Source organism: Leptolyngbya sp. FACHB-321, from assembly GCF_014695975.1.
In the GTDB taxonomy this organism is placed as follows: Bacteria; Cyanobacteriota; Cyanobacteriia; order Leptolyngbyales; family Leptolyngbyaceae; genus Stenomitos.
Genome location: NZ_JACJPI010000072.1, coordinates 1 through 14,548, shown reverse-complemented (window position 1 = coordinate 14,548; position 14,548 = coordinate 1). Strand labels below are relative to the sequence as shown.

17 protein-coding genes and 2 pseudogenes are annotated in these 14,548 nt (G+C 49.0%); 9 read left to right on the top strand and 10 right to left on the bottom strand.

Annotation, left to right across the window (positions count from 1 at the left end):
- Positions 1-221: pseudogene (locus H6F76_RS20105) on the bottom strand (IS6 family transposase); the annotation flags it as partial.
- A 447-nt stretch (positions 222-668) separates the two neighbouring features.
- On the opposite strand from H6F76_RS20105, the gene H6F76_RS20100 reads away from it, so the two are divergent.
- The 8 genes and pseudogenes from H6F76_RS20100 to H6F76_RS20065 all read left to right on the top strand — a co-directional run.
- Positions 669-1,664, top strand: a complete 996-nt coding sequence (locus H6F76_RS20100) for a PstS family phosphate ABC transporter substrate-binding protein (protein ID WP_190510974.1) — start codon at positions 669-671, stop codon at positions 1,662-1,664.
- Positions 1,665-1,722: 58 nt separating this feature from the next.
- Positions 1,723-2,658 carry a phosphate ABC transporter permease subunit PstC gene (gene pstC / locus H6F76_RS20095; RefSeq protein ID WP_190510972.1) on the top strand — a complete coding sequence of 312 codons (936 nt, stop codon included), beginning with the start codon at positions 1,723-1,725 and terminating at the stop codon, positions 2,656-2,658.
- A gap of 25 nt (positions 2,659-2,683) precedes the next feature.
- Positions 2,684-3,586: a phosphate ABC transporter permease PstA gene (pstA, locus tag H6F76_RS20090; protein ID WP_190510970.1), complete on the top strand. Its 903-nt coding sequence runs from the start codon at positions 2,684-2,686 to the stop codon at positions 3,584-3,586.
- A 133-nt stretch (positions 3,587-3,719) separates the two neighbouring features.
- Positions 3,720-4,529 carry a phosphate ABC transporter ATP-binding protein PstB gene (pstB, locus tag H6F76_RS20085; protein ID WP_190510968.1) on the top strand — a complete coding sequence of 270 codons (810 nt, stop codon included), beginning with the start codon at positions 3,720-3,722 and terminating at the stop codon, positions 4,527-4,529.
- A gap of 18 nt (positions 4,530-4,547) precedes the next feature.
- A complete protein-coding gene (locus H6F76_RS20080) occupies positions 4,548-5,519 on the top strand; it encodes a polyphosphate kinase 2 family protein (RefSeq protein WP_190447562.1) in 972 nt (323 codons plus the stop codon).
- A gap of 111 nt (positions 5,520-5,630) precedes the next feature.
- A complete protein-coding gene (locus H6F76_RS20075; RefSeq protein WP_190510966.1) occupies positions 5,631-6,677 on the top strand; it encodes a sulfate ABC transporter substrate-binding protein in 1,047 nt (348 codons plus the stop codon).
- Between the two features lie 957 nt (positions 6,678-7,634).
- Positions 7,635-7,916, top strand: a complete 282-nt coding sequence (locus H6F76_RS20070; protein ID WP_206754399.1) for a hypothetical protein — start codon at positions 7,635-7,637, stop codon at positions 7,914-7,916.
- Positions 7,917-8,162: 246 nt separating this feature from the next.
- Positions 8,163-8,441 (top strand): annotated as a pseudogene (locus tag H6F76_RS20065) (transposase); the annotation flags it as partial.
- Between the two features lie 243 nt (positions 8,442-8,684).
- Here the strand turns inward: H6F76_RS20065 and H6F76_RS20060 are convergent.
- The 9 genes from H6F76_RS20060 to H6F76_RS20025 form a co-directional block, all read right to left on the bottom strand.
- Complete coding sequence (locus H6F76_RS20060) at positions 8,685-8,960, bottom strand: hypothetical protein (protein WP_190510960.1); 276 nt, start codon at positions 8,958-8,960, stop codon at positions 8,685-8,687.
- A 30-nt stretch (positions 8,961-8,990) separates the two neighbouring features.
- Positions 8,991-9,161 carry a hypothetical protein gene (locus H6F76_RS20055; protein ID WP_190510958.1) on the bottom strand — a complete coding sequence of 57 codons (171 nt, stop codon included), beginning with the start codon at positions 9,159-9,161 and terminating at the stop codon, positions 8,991-8,993.
- A 63-nt stretch (positions 9,162-9,224) separates the two neighbouring features.
- A complete protein-coding gene (locus tag H6F76_RS20050; RefSeq protein ID WP_190510956.1) occupies positions 9,225-9,368 on the bottom strand; it encodes a hypothetical protein in 144 nt (47 codons plus the stop codon).
- Positions 9,369-9,434: 66 nt separating this feature from the next.
- Positions 9,435-9,578, bottom strand: a complete 144-nt coding sequence (locus H6F76_RS30625; RefSeq protein WP_242036756.1) for a hypothetical protein — start codon at positions 9,576-9,578, stop codon at positions 9,435-9,437.
- Positions 9,579-9,811: 233 nt separating this feature from the next.
- Entirely contained in the window at positions 9,812-10,117 is a 306-nt protein-coding gene (locus tag H6F76_RS20040; protein WP_347276078.1) for a site-specific integrase, read from the bottom strand.
- A 280-nt stretch (positions 10,118-10,397) separates the two neighbouring features.
- Positions 10,398-11,537: a nucleotide disphospho-sugar-binding domain-containing protein gene (locus tag H6F76_RS31585; RefSeq protein WP_190510953.1), complete on the bottom strand. Its 1,140-nt coding sequence runs from the start codon at positions 11,535-11,537 to the stop codon at positions 10,398-10,400.
- Positions 11,538-12,668: 1,131 nt separating this feature from the next.
- Complete coding sequence (locus H6F76_RS20030; RefSeq protein WP_190510951.1) at positions 12,669-13,328, bottom strand: glutathione S-transferase family protein; 660 nt, start codon at positions 13,326-13,328, stop codon at positions 12,669-12,671.
- Positions 13,325-13,453, bottom strand: coding sequence for a hypothetical protein (locus H6F76_RS31125; protein WP_277881259.1), 129 nt, complete (start codon positions 13,451-13,453; stop codon positions 13,325-13,327). Before H6F76_RS31125 ends, H6F76_RS20030 begins: the two co-directional genes overlap by 4 nt.
- On the bottom strand, positions 13,450-13,815 hold the full coding sequence (locus H6F76_RS20025; protein WP_190510949.1) for a hypothetical protein: 366 nt from the start codon (positions 13,813-13,815) through the stop codon (positions 13,450-13,452). The genes H6F76_RS31125 and H6F76_RS20025 overlap by 4 nt, the downstream gene beginning before the upstream one ends.
- A gap of 216 nt (positions 13,816-14,031) precedes the next feature.
- On the opposite strand from H6F76_RS20025, the gene H6F76_RS31580 reads away from it, so the two are divergent.
- Positions 14,032-14,448 (top strand): transposase, encoded by a 417-nt coding sequence (locus H6F76_RS31580; RefSeq protein ID WP_347276077.1) that lies wholly within the window; start codon positions 14,032-14,034, stop codon positions 14,446-14,448.
- Positions 14,449-14,548: the final 100 nt, after the last annotated feature.

The window sequence follows — 14,548 nt, the reverse complement described above, 5'->3', positions numbered from 1 at the left end:
GTGTTCTCCATCGAGTCCACCGCTCGGTCAAGCTCTTTCCACTCCCCTTTGACCTCGATAGCGGTCTCATCGACTCGCCATGAAGCATTGGTTAAACCCAAAGGCGGTCGAACTCCTTTGTCTAGTGTCGGTGCTAACTTCAGTACCCATCGGTTGAGCGTCGCATGAGCCACCGCCACTCCTCGCTCTGCCATCATTGCTTCCAAGTTCCGGTCGCTCAGGGGAGAGTGACAATACCACCGTACCTACAGCAAGATGATTGCTAGCAGGCAGTGCCGCCACTTAAACCAGGATGGGGTAACCCTTTAAGGTGAGGTGAGAGAAATTGCGCCTTCCGACCCTATTATTTGTGCGACATAACCCGATTTCCCACCTCGCATTACTAAAGCTGTCTGTAGAACCTACCTCTTTAGGAAGATGAGAGAAAAGTAGCCATAGTCGACAATTCTCATATTGCAAAACTACTGTAAATTGATCGAGTTTTAGTAGTTTAAGAATAGCCAGTATAAGAGTTAATTGAGCTAATGGTGGATAGTTATCTACCTACCAGTAGCGAAATGAACTGAAGCAATGGCTATCTTACATAAATTGAAAACGATTTCAGGGATTTTTGTTCTATACACAGCTCTGCTACGCAAAACTCATTTTATAATCACATACTTCTTCTGATGCCAATTCTCAAATCTCAAGGTTTGTTGACAGTCTTAACAATGGTCCTTACCTTTGGCCTACCATCTTGCAGTAGTGTGGAAGAAAAGAAAAATGAAGTCAGTGTTGATGGCGGAGCTGTAGGTTTTCCCATCCATCAGGCTGTTGCAGAGGAATTTCAGAAAGTTAAGCCGGAGGCTCAGGTTAGTGTTGCTTCAAGCGGCACGGGAGGCGGTATCAGCAAGTTCTGTAATGGTGATATTGATGTGGTTGGCGCTTCACGCGCCATTAAAGATGAGGAGATTGAGACCTGCAAGAAAAAAGATATTAAGGTTGTGGAGCTGCCCATTGCTTTAGATGGAATTGCTGTGATTGCCAATCGCCAAAACAAGTTTGCTAAGTGCCTGACGATCGAGGAACTTAACAAAATCTGGAACTCCAAATCAGCGAATAAAGCCAACACCTGGAATCAAATTAATCCAAAATTTCCGAGTCAACCGCTAAAGCTTTATGCTCCAGCTTCTGATACTGGAACCTTTGATTATTTTACGCAAGCTGTTACAGGCAAAGCTAAGGATAGCCGAACAGACTATACACCTAGCCACAATCAAAATGTTCTTGTTCAAGGGGTGATAGGAGATGCAGGTGCCCTAGGTTACGTTGGCATATCCTATTATCTAGCAAACCAAGACAAGCTGAATTTAGTAGCTGTGCAAAGTCCAAAAGGGGAGTGTAAAACACCGGTTCCCTTAGACAATGTGGTGAAGAACATTTATTTGCCCTTATCTCGCCCTCTCTTCATCTATGTCAGCAAGAAGTCGCTAGATAGTGAACCAGCAGTCAAAGAGTTTGTTGAGTTTTACATCGAGAATTCTTGGAAATGGGTCGACCAGGTGGGTTATGTGGCGCTACCCGATGAAGCTTACCCTAAAGTTAAACAAAAACTTGCTTCTGAGGAGACTGGTTCTAAATTCAAAGATGCAAAACCTGGGCAGCCCATTGCAGAGCTCCTTTAAAGTGTTTCTCCTTAAAAACCGACTAAAACTTGACGCTTCTCAATAGTTTTCTAATGCTATGCAAAACACAAATTCTAGGGGTGAGTTGAATCAAGATGGGCGATTGCTTGAGAAAAGAGCAGGCGAGGATGTTCCGGAGAAAATTATTGCGGTGCTTTTGTTTTGTTGCGCGTTAGTTTCGGTACTCACCACGTTCGGAATTGTTTTTATTATCTTTCGCGTCACCTTTCAGTTTTTTCAAAAGGTGTCACTGGCTCAGTTCTTTCTCGATACCCAGTGGACTCCTTTATTCGCAGAAAAGCACTTTGGAATTTGGCCCTTAATCAACGGCACGCTATTGACGACAACGATCGCCATGTTTGTTGCCATTCCGCTGGGGTTATCTGCTGCTATCTACCTGAGTGAATATGCCTCATCTAGGGTGGCAGGTATTTTACGTCCGGCTGTAGAGCTGTTGGCGGGAGTCCCTACAGTTGTTTTTGGTTACTTTGCTCTATTGTTTGTAACGCCTGTCCTACGCAACTTTCTTCCCTTGGAGGTCTTTAACGCCCTCAGTGCTGGGTTGATGACCGGAATCATGGTGATGCCCACTATTGGCTCCATTAGCTTAGATGCCCTGCAATCCGTGCCTCTCTCTTTACGGGAAGGCGCTTACGCGATGGGCGTGACAAAACTGGAAGTCATCACCAGAATTATCTTCCCTGCGGCTCTCTCCGGGATTGCCGCCTCGATTATTCTAGGCGTTTCTAGAGCTGTCGGTGAAACAATGATTGTTGTGATTGCGGCTGGGCAGCAGCCTCGTCTCAGCATTAATCCTTTTCAAACTGTGGAAACCATGACTGCTTATATGGCTCAAATCTCTGGAGGCGATAGCCCTCGCGGGAGCCTGAATTACAACACACTTTACGCTGTCGGAGCTGTTTTGTTTTTACTCACGCTCACGTTGAACGTTATCAGTCATTGGATCGCGAATCGTTACAAAGAAAAGTACTAAACCCATTAATTCTACGTGCATCATTATGGCTTCTTCGTCTTACCAAAATGATTTTCAAGAACGAGCAGAGGAATTCAGTCCACAAGTTGAGAAAAGAGAAAGAATCGGTAAAGTTTTTGAAATTCTCTTTTTAATTGGTCTGTCTATTGGCTTAGTCGTTCTTGCTCTCCTAGTCATTGATGTTTTTAAGGATGGCTTAGCTAGGCTGTTGACACCTGGTTTCTTAACTGAAATGCCTTCTCGTTTTTCAAAGGAAGGAGGAATACGCCCTGCTATCTTTGGCAGCATTTTTCTAGGGTTATTAGTCATGCTAATCTCCGTACCGATCGGAGTAGGGGCGGCTTTATACCTCGAAGAATATGCACCCAAAGCTTGGTGGACCGATATCATCGAAGTTAATATTGCCAACTTGGCTGGAATCCCCTCGATCGTCTATGGGCTACTGGGGTTAGGCGTTTTCTATTATCTTTTAGGCTTTGGCCCATCATTGATTACTGGCGCACTAACCTTATCTCTGCTGTCTTTACCCGTCATTATTGTGACTTCGAGGGAGGCGATTCGAGCGGTTCCTGATGCTCTGCGCGAAGCATCCTACGGCTTGGGAGCAACGAAATGGCAAACAGTATGGAATCATGTTCTACCCTATGCTGTTCCTGGAATCTTAACTGGAGTTATTCTTTCCGTTTCGCGGGCGATCGGTGATGCTGCTTCTCTACTCGTCATTGGCGCAGTGAGTTTTCTCACATTTAATCCTGGCTTGTTTCAACGTTTTATGGCTTTACCGATTCAGATTTACAGTTACATTACTCGTCCTGAGCCTGGGTTTGCTGATGCTGCTGCCGCAACCATCATTGTTTTATTGTTTGTCATTCTGGTTCTCAATGGGGTAGCAATTTATCTGCGAAATCACTTCTCGCTATTGAAATAAAACATCTATGTTTTGGCTTCTACTTAAGTGAGTTTGTCAGCAGAACTTGTATTGCAAAGAAGGTTTGCTAACACGCGCCTCCACGGGGTCCAACTATTCATCCAACTGTAATGCAACACGAGGAACTATACATATGCCATCGAACAATGCAGCTGTGGAAACGCTCGAAGCGACAACTTTTGCAGTCAGAGGTGTCAAAGTTTACTATGGTGACTTTATGGCACTTCAGGAAGTCAATGTGGAAATTCCTGAACGACAGATTATTGCCTTTATTGGACCTTCAGGCTGTGGTAAGAGCACCCTGTTGCGCTGCTTTAACCGGATGAATGATCTCATTCCTGGAGCCAGAGTTGAGGGCAAGATCAATTACCAGGGTAAAAACATTTATGACCCTAAAATCAATCCAGTAAAAGTCCGACGTCAAATTGGCATGGTCTTCCAGCGACCGAATCCTTTTCCTAAATCAATCTACGAAAATATTGCCTTTGGTCCACGAGCCAATGGTTACAAAGGCAATATGGACGAATTGGTGGAACAATCGCTGCGGCGGGCTGCTCTTTGGGATGAGGTGAAAGACAAGCTGAAAGCTAAGGGGACAGATTTGTCGGGAGGACAGCAACAACGGCTTTGCATTGCTCGAGCGATCGCTATGAAGCCCGATGTGATCTTGATGGATGAACCCGCATCAGCTCTCGATCCCATTTCAACGAAGCAGGTTGAAGATCTTTGTCTGGAACTGAAGGAGCAATACACGATCATCATCGTGACCCACAACATGCAGCAAGCATCGCGAATCTCAGATTTGACAGCATTTTTTAATACGGAAACAGATTCTAGCGGCAAGCGGCGGGGAAGATTGGTTGAGTTCAGCCCTACCGCGCAAATCTTTAATTCTCCAAAGACTGAAGAAGCGCAGGAGTATATCAGCGGGCGTTTTGGTTAAGGTAGATCAGGAAACAAAATGAGCCAGCTAAATCATTCAACCAATAGCAGTCCTGCTGTCACCAATCAGGTAGCGCTAGCAGAATCTTCCAAGACTCAACAAGCGGCAGCAAAGGCAACAACTGAATCTGCCGAGGAGATGGCACCTGAGAAAACCGTAGTAGAGAAGCCGCCTCCTAAGCCAGACTATCCTCGCTACCGAGTCCATCCTGGGCAGCCCATTACCTTAGCTCATCTTGATCCAAATGCTTCTGAAGACTACAGGAAAAAGAAGCACGTTGAGGAAGAACTTGAACAACAGCGTCAACGTTTGCAGAATCTGCAAGAACGGTTGTATGCCGAACACAAGCGCAGCTTGCTCATTGTGCTGCAAGCTATGGACACAGGCGGCAAGGATGGCACCATAAAACATGTCTTTGGCGGTCTCAACCCGCAAGGTTGCCAAGTTCGGTCATTTAAAAAGCCTAGCGATGAGGAATCAGGTCACGATTTCTTATGGCGCTACCACCAACGGACACCTCAGCGCGGCATGATTTCCATCTTCAATCGCTCTCATTACGAAGATGTGCTGGTTGTACGGGTAAAGCAGCTGGTGCCCGAGAACATTTGGCGGCAGCGGTATCACTTGATTAATGAGTTTGAGCATATGCTCACTCTTAACAACATCACAGTAATCAAATTTTTTCTCCACATTTCCAAAGACGAACAAAAACGGCGATTAGAAAGTCGGCTAGAAGACCCAAATAAGCATTGGAAGTTTTCCAGTAATGATTTGAAAGAACGTGTGTTTTGGGATGACTATCAAGCGGCTTTTGAAGAGATGATTAATAATTGCTCAACTGCTCATGCCCCCTGGTACGTCGTACCTGCGAATAATAAGTGGTATCGCAATCTAGTTGTAGCTCGAACGATCGCAGACACGCTAGAGGCAATGCATCCGCAATATCCTCCAGCAGAAATAGGCTTAGAAAATATTGTGGTTCCAGATTAAGAATCCCTCTACCTGATTAAGTTGGTGCATCGGACAATGGACTGGATAACGCAAGTTCAAACTTATAGCTTTAAAGCTTTGCAGAAGATTAGATAGTGGGGTAAAAGATCCATGAAAGCTTGGTTCAGCCAACGGTCACTGTGGAATTCTGTCTGTTTATTTCTAATAGGAATTAGCTTGAGCGTGACGATCTCTGCCTGCCAAAGCAGCTCTGCTGCCAAACCAGATGTGGAGCTGAGGTTAGTTTCCTATTCAGTGACGAAAGCCGCTCACGATCGGATTATTCCTAAATTTGTTGAGAAGTGGAAGAACGAGCATCACCAAAATGTCACCTTCGTGCAGAGCTACGGGGGGTCTGGTTCTCAAGCTCAGGCTGTCATTGAAAACTCGCAAGAAGCAGATGTAGTACATCTGGCACTTGCCCTAGATATTAATAAAATTCAGCAAGCCGGGTTGATTGAACCAGGTTGGGAAACAGAAGCTCCCAAAAATGGAGTTGTAACTCGATCTGTGGCTGCTATTGTCACGCGCCCTGGCAATCCTAAAGGCATTCAGACTTGGGCAGACTTGGCAAAAGACGGTGTCAAGTTGATTGCAGCTAACCCCAAGACGTCGGGTATCGCAATCTGGGAATTTTTGGCTTTGTGGGGTTCCATAACCCAAACTGGAGGGGATGAACAGCAAGCGCTGGAGTTGGTAACTAAGGTCTATAAAAATGCTCCTACATTAACAAAAGATGCGCGCGAGGCTAGCGATCTATTTTTTCAAAAAGGGCAGGGAGATGTCTTGATTAACTACGAAAACGAGATCATTCTGGCTGCAGCGAATGGGCAGAAATTGCCTTATACAATTCCTGAGGTTAACATTTCCATCGACAGTATTGTTGCTGTAGTAGACAAAAACGTTGAGCAGCACAGAACTAAAAAAGTGGCAGAAGCGTTTGTCGATTTTCTTTACTCAGCACAAGCCCAACAAGAATTTGCTAAGCTGGGCTACCGCCCTGTCAACCCTACTGTGGTTGCAGAGGTCGCATCGAAGTATCCTCCCGTTAAAACCCTATTCACTGCTCAGGATTTAGGAGGTTGGGATATTGTTCAGAAGCAGTTCTTTGGAGACGGAGCAACGTTTGACAAAATCCAGGCTGCTAGTAAGGTATAAAAAGCACTGACATTGCTACAACGCGTTTGTTGAAGTTAGATAAATAAGTTGGCTTAATTAAACAGAAGATAGAACTTGGGGATGCAGAGGGCATGCCCTTATATTCCTGCTACCCTACAAATAATTACGTCCACTCACTCAGTTCTACCGATCATGTCAGGCTAAGCACAATGGTTGCCCCACGTCGAGCCATTTTGCCTTGAGTGGTCGAAGTTATGCCTCAGAGTCGCGGGGGTGTCGCAAGAAATTTCTAAGGACAAATGAGCGGTATCATTCGCGTTGCTTTCAGCAGCAACGCGAATGCTTGCTTCAATCAACCTGGTTTGAGATCTAACATCGCTTTGATCAATGTCGTTAACTTGTTCTTGACAAAGCATGTGCATCGCCTCGTTGCCACTCAAAGCGCACCTCGTACGTTTGCACGACTGGAAGCCCATCAGCAGTCTCACTAGCCGCTTGCAATGCCTAGGCTCTGGTTCCATTACAGGCTTCAAGTCTTGACTTTGTCTTTATTTAGCTATCATCTATACAGTGATTTTCTATTTGTCGTAGGGACACATTAGTGTCGTTAAAGTAGCAAAGCCCCATTAAGCTCACTTTAGGTGGAAAAGCCAGCTTAGCAATCCTGATGGCTTGAGGCGGTCAGGGATCAAACTCTCTGCAATCCTGCCATAGGGAGGGTTTTATACCAATTCCTCAAGGTTAAGCTACAGATGGTATAAAGTAGCGCTTAGGTTCAAGCAGCAGCCATGACAGGCGTTTACAGGCTCGAGATCACGGCAATGGAAGCAGACCTGAAATAACGGCTCTGTAGCTAGAAGACCGGTTCTGATAAAGAACGTGTTCAACTGCTTTATCTGCTCAAAACGAGGTAAGCGACTACGATTCAGTCGGCCGCGACCCTGCTCGGTCGCCATCGTGTCACGGTGCAGGAGTGGCTCTGCATGTATCGCACTGGTGGTCTCGCCGCTCTGCTTATCCATACGCCCCGGACGGAATGACGGCAGAGCATTCCTCTCTAGACACAAGAGGCACTTAACCAACGGTTGCACCAAAGCGAGGGCTTCAACAGCTACAGCGAGATTTCAGTGGTTAGAAACGCAACTCGGCATCACGACCACTTACAAAACGGTGCATCAGTTGGTGCATTACCGCCTCAAAGCCTTACCGAAAGTGGCGCGTCCGGTGAGTGTGGTCAACTCCGAAGAGCAAGTGGAGGCGTATAAAAAAACTCGCTGAGAACCTAGCGATGCTAATATGGGTTGCCATAACGGTGCTGGGACTGAGCGGACTTGTCCGCTTCTTCTGCCAGGATGAGACGCGTCTTGGACCCAAGACCAGCAGTGGATGCAAGATTACAGCAAGAGGCATTAAGCCCAAAGGTAAAATCCAGTGGCAATTTAAGGCGACCTACCTTTACGGGGTAGTCGAACCAGCTACTGGAGCACACTTCTCTTACGAGATTAGCAGCTCGATAGCGACTGCTTCCAGATGTTTTTGAATCTCGTGAATGAGCAGTACAAAGACTGCATTCTCATTATCCAACTGGATCAAGCAGGTACTCATAAAGCTAAGCGGTTGCAGATGCCGAGCAACATCATCTTGATGTTTCAGCCGTCGCATGCTCTAGAAACCAATCCGATAGAGCGAGTGTGGCAGCATCTCAAGTTCGGGCTGAGATGGCAGTTGCCGAAGCACCTCGATGAGTTGCGATTGTTGATACGCTTGTCGGATGGGACTCCATTCTGCAAGCGCTATCTGTAGCTGCTCTTTAAGGAATTGGTATTAGAAGTCCCTTGCGGCGACTAAACCTTGCTGAGCCTGAGCGCGATTGCGACTCCATCACTCATGTTGGAGCCAGCTGCTGCCCCACTGACACTTTGCATCCGTGTGCTAGCTTCACCCCGACTCTGGCAGGCGCAGAACAATCCAAGCACAGGCTTTCACATCAGACAACGCTGGGTGGTGCTCTCACGCGAGGCGTGCGCTCTTACGAGGCAGGCAATGCTAATCTCGCCACTCTGGCACTTGCTGATCATGCTTCAGTCTTACCTGTTGCAGCAGGATGGCGGTAAAGCAATCATCTAGACTGGGTGCATCCGCCATCGACAACAATTCCGGCAAGCTGGCACAGGCTTCCTGTGTAAACCGTACAGGCAGCAAGGGATTGAGCGCCTGTAGGTAGGCTGCTTGCACCCGGTCTTGAGCCGCTTGCAACCTGGCAGTACTGGGAAGGCGATCGCGCTTCTGGCGTTGATTCACCGTCCGGTCAGACGGCAGCAAGTTCCACAGAGCGTCACTTGCCCAAACGGACTAGGGAAAGCAATGGTCAATATCCAAAGAGCGCTCGGTTAAACGTTTGCCACTCGAGACACAGAACAGGTCTTGTGAGCCTAGCAAGGCGATCGCGCGTTGCCGTGCTGTAGTGACATCACAGCTAGGGTCAGACCAGGTCAGCGCTAAAGCGATGTCTGCATTAAGCACAGTGATCCTCCAACGTTCAAGCATTGCTCAATTTTACGCAGCAATTTTCACGCAAACGATTTCTCACCACTCCTCAAAGCGTTGGCGTAGCTGTTCTCGGTATCGTTTCGCACTCAGTTCATGTTGCTTTGGGTGAAAGTGTCCTCGAATCGGTTCAAAGGTGGATCGAAAGCGTTGCGCTTGCCCAGGCAGTTTGAATCGCCTCATTCGTCGCTCTTGCACTCTTTTCAGTTGATGCGAATTCTCTGCTCAATTGTTCAATCCCTTGTGCTGTCAATGCTTCATGCGCTTCCTTACCTGTTTCTGTGCCGCTTCGTCGCTCTTCAGTTGATCGGTAACCATCATGCGGGGGGCGCAACCTTGCTTCTTCCGCAGTTTACGAAAAAACGTGCTGCTGTCTTTGTATCTCGATGCCATTGCAGCAGGACATCCAGCACGTTTCCTTCTGCATCGACGGCTTGCCACAGGTAGTATTGCTGTCCTTATGATTGTGGCGCTAACCTCATCGAGATACCATTTATCTGCGACGTAAGGACGTCTGAGCCACAGGTCGGGCAAAGGAGATAAGGCTTCATGGTGGAAGACTCGGAAGCAGGAGATGCATGATAAAAGACTCAACCATGATAGCTAGTCCTAATTTTCTCTACCCTTTACTGAAGAGCACTACCCATCGAATCGCCATGGCTGCGCCGCAGCCATTGGTAGAACGAGCGCAACGTATTCAACGCATGATTCACGGAGATTGCTTGCAACCCCTTGAGCTTCAACTCTCGGCGATACTTGCCAATGCCACTGGGCGTGACATCCAACCAAGACTTCGGGCACCAGACGGCAAAACGCACCAATTGTCCCCAGTAGGTGCTTTGAGTATTGTCTGCTTTGCCGGTCTGGCGGAGGAACTCCTCAATTTGCCAATGCCTGAGATTAGGCTGTACCGCCAGCCGCGGCGCCTCCACTTTGCCGCCCTGCAACGGCACAATCACAATAGGCAAAACGGGATCAAAGGGTGATGTTAGTCATCGGTGCTGCCAAGTGTATCACTCTTCTAAGTGGAGATAAGTGCGCTGGGTATGATCCGCCTTGTCGGTCTGACGCAGACACTCCTTAATGTGCCAGTGGCGTAGAGCAGGTGGCTCCTCTCGCCTCGGTTGCAGTGCTGGAGAGTCATCAAGCGCAAAGATGTCGATTGGTAAAACAGAGCATCACTTGGAGCAGGCAGCATCACTTTAGCCCCGGTCAACTTCTCAAAATGGGCTGCTGGGTCAGTGCCAGTTGTTCCAGCAGGGTTGCTGCTAGTTCAGGAGCACGATAGCGACTCATCTCTGCCTGCAACTGTTGCGCCTTGGACCGGTAACTTGAATCAGTTAAGAGCTGGCTCACAGCGGCTTTGATTTGGGCCGGACGCGGTGACTTTGTTTTCAAGTTAATGCCAGCCCCAGCCCACTCAACTCGCGCACAGATTTCTGGTTTATCTTCGGTGCTCCCTGCCATGACCAGAGGGATACCATGAGCTAAAGCCATTTGAACCCCATTAAACCCACCATTACTGATCATCACGTCCACATGCGGTAGCAGGTCAACAAAGGAGATGTAGGGCTCGACTCTAGCATTGGGTGGCACCGGCAAAGCGGCTGGATCAGCACCCCCTGTAGTGGCAACAACCAGGACGTCCGTCTGTGCTAAAGCAGTAAGCGTGGGCAGCAGCAAGTCTTGCAGTGCCGTCGCGATCGTTCCTTGCGTCACCAGAACAACCGGCTGACCTCCTTGCAAATCCGACCACCACGTAGGCGGCACACCAGGAAGAAAGATGGAGGACAGCAGTGGACCCACAAAGTGCACCTGTAGCGGCAAGTCACTTCGAGGATACTCAAAGCTGGGCACGGTGCCAGCTAGATAGAGAAAGGGTGAAAGAGTGTCAAAGAAAGTCTTACGGGAGGCTGGCAAGCCCAAACTCGCCCGTACTTTGTTCGTATGAGTGGTTAAGTCGCGCCACAACACTTGTTCAAACAACCAATGTAAGCTCTGATTGCGCCATCGTCCTACGGGTGAAGCTTGGGGCTGAAGACCCAAACCAAAGGGAGCGGTGTCCCGACTGCTAAACCCGAACGTTGAGATACCAAACTCAGCCCAAGGTGGTCCCCCTTGTTCCCAAAGCCAACCGCCGCCCAAAAAGAAAGAGTCCGTCACCACCACATCGGCTCGAAAGGTCTCTAGAATTTGGGCGATATCTTTGACCTGCCCAGCGGCAACATCAATAAAGAAGTGTTTGAGATCAAATTTAAGTTGGGCGGGTCCTCGCAAGGCTTGACGTTGGTCTGTCACTGCCTTAGGCACGTTGTCAGGATCAGAATAATCGCTCCAACTTTGGATAGGCACAAACTTGGCTCCCGTTGACTCGACCAGTGGCTTAAACGCTCCACCCGTGTACCACCAGACTTCATGCCCCTGTTAGATTAAGGCACAAGCAATGGCTTTACCAGGACTAACGTGTCCAGCAATGGGAATAGTACAAAGCAAGAAACGTGCCATTACTGCTGCTAGCGAAGTGACCAAATTGTATCCTTCTTTGCAAGGTTGCGTTCAGGCTGCTGTGACATCGTCGAGGAAAGCGCCGCGAGTGGGTCACTTTTTTAGATAGAGATAACTGCACTTATCTCTATCTAACTAATGTAAGACAACTTCGATGCCGAAAGGCTGTAAACGTTCAGAGACCCATGGATTGAGGGAGCAGTCAGATAAACACGTCATTGGCAACTCAGCCCAAGACTTGCACAAGAGCAACAGAAATTCGGCAACCGTTCGGTTGTTCGAGTCGGGAACCTGCCTCCAATGGTTAGGCTTGCTTTGTCGTCTCTAGCCAACCTGAGTTGAACAACATGCCGGAAATGAACCTGAAGCGATCGCATGGGGTATGCCTCGGAGCCTTATGATGCCTAGATGCAGACTAGGAACTCTGCCGAGACGACTCATTTTCGGCAATTATGAAGGTGATAACGCCAGGCATCAGCGGCGCGCACAAGACTTTATCTTGAGAAGGCTGCCTATTTGCGCGTCCGCTGCATGCCGTTGTTAGCCAGCTATCCTTTGCACTCTCTCAATCAACCCATGGCCTACGACACGCCCTCCCTCTTGAATGCGATACCTCGACCTAGGATGAATGAATCCTAATACTTCCTCAAATGAAATATCGGGGAACTCTATAACTGCCAAGACTGACTCACCTGGCCCCACGATTGATTTATCAATAAAGGTGTGGATCGCTGTATTCCCGGATACATTACCTTCAAACCAGATAGCACCACGATAGCCGCTATAAACAGGGCCTCTGTCCCCTTCAGCTAAATAAGTCTCCCTACATTCTATCTGAAACTTCTTTGCGAACGTATAGCGATCCATTATTCAACCTGCCGGCTAACGGTCCCGTTCACCCGCCGCAGATAACCTTTCGGACTTAATGCAGAAGTGCGCGCTCTATACGGTCGGTGTGCAACGGGATTGTTAGGCATCTCATTCCAACTGGCTGGACGGCTTGCCAGTGAAAACCGCTAACTGAGTGTCGAAAGCACGTTTGAAGGTCGGACGCGCTTCGCCGCGGACGACATAGGCTATGAGGTTCGGATAGTCGTCCAGAATGCCCGATCCGCTCAGCCTGCGCAGCACCTGTACCATCAGCAGATCGCCAGCACTGAACGCCCCATCGAGCCACTCGCCAGCGCCGAGCCGAGTCGAGAGGTCATCTAGTCGGCTGCGGATGCGCTCCTCGACAATCAGCAGGCGCTCCTCGTGCCAGACCTTGTCGCGCTCCAAATACATAGAGATTTCACGTTGAACGATCACAGGCTCAACCGTGGAGAGCGCGGCAAACATCCATGTGATCGCGCGTGTCCGGGCGTTCGCATCGTTTGGCAGCAGACCCGCATGGCGCTCCGCGATATGAAACACAATCGCCCCCGACTCGAACAAGGCGAGATCGCCTTCTTCATAGGTCGGTATTTGCCCGAAAGGATTAAGCGCACGCTGTGTGGCTTCCTTCATCGCACTGAATGAAACAAGACGAACGTCATAAGGCTGGCTCACTTCCTCGAGCGCCCAGCGCACGAGCATATCACGCGCCAGCCCCTGTCCATGATCGGGCGACTGTTCAAAGGCGGTGATGGTGGGGATCATTGGAAGACTCCAAGTGATGGCAGGCTTGCCTCCAAACTCCATCGTAGCGTGATGCCTAACGACCCCAAGCTCAGCGACTGCTTCAGCGCACGGTTAGGCGTTTCCGGTCGGATTGGAGTAGTCACGAAAAGTCGAACCAATCGAAGAGGGATGAGAGATCGATGTCGGGCCACTCGAGCCACGACAAGTCGATGTCGATCCAGTCGAACAACCCGCCTATGGCAAGGTCGGCTAAAACCTCCGTCTTCATGGCTGCGTAATCGCAGGTCTCTCCGGCTGCTTCGTGAATGGACTGGAAGTCCTCCGGCGTGGAAAAGATGCAGTAGGCCCAGCAGTAAATATCGACTGGGTAGCCACGTGACGAAGCGGCGCGGCCGACGTCGGAGGGCTTGTAGTATTTGCGCTTGCCGTGTCGGCGCACGAGTTCTTCGCCGACGGCTCCGACAAACGCTTTCTTGGCTTTGGGTTCGAGATGGCAGGCGGGCATTTTCGGTGTGTGCTAGGAAACGCCTAACAACGAAGTTGAGCCGCGAACGCCGCTTAGATCGCGTCGTCAGGGCTAACGGTGTTCGTCGGCTCCGACGCAGAGTTGGGGCGCCGCTTACTCTACAGTGTTCCCAAGCACTAACAGTTAATACAAGGCAGCTCAACTATAATAGACTGAATTTTTCCGCATAAGCTCCCAGTGGGGCAGTTAGGCAGAATGATTCCGCATAAGCTCCCAAATTACTACTTATGCCGATTATTGCACTTTTCACAAGCTGATTGTCGCCGTTGCCCCGTGCGCAAACGCTGTACTCGCTCAAAATTTGCTCGCCGACTGACTCTACAACCGCAAGCCAAATATGCTGTTCTACAGCAACGACGGCAAGAGCAGGAAACCGCAGCATTCAAGGAGCGCTATCAACAACGAGCGGGAATTGAGGGAACGTTATCTCAGGGAGTGAGGCGCTCAGGTCTACGACAGTCTCGTTATGTGGGATTAGCGAAGACACATCTTCAGCATATCCTGACCACAGTTGCTCTAAATTTGCTTCGTCTGGATGCTTGGCTCTCAGGCGTTCCCTTAGCTAAAACTCGTGCTTCTCGATTCTTGGAGCTTAAGTCTCAAGTTGCATAGATTTTTCTCTGACGAATTCGCCAACAGCCCTCATGAACTGCGTCCACCAGCACGCATGAAAAAGTGGTAGCCTTTGCACCAAGACTGGCAATGAGGTCGA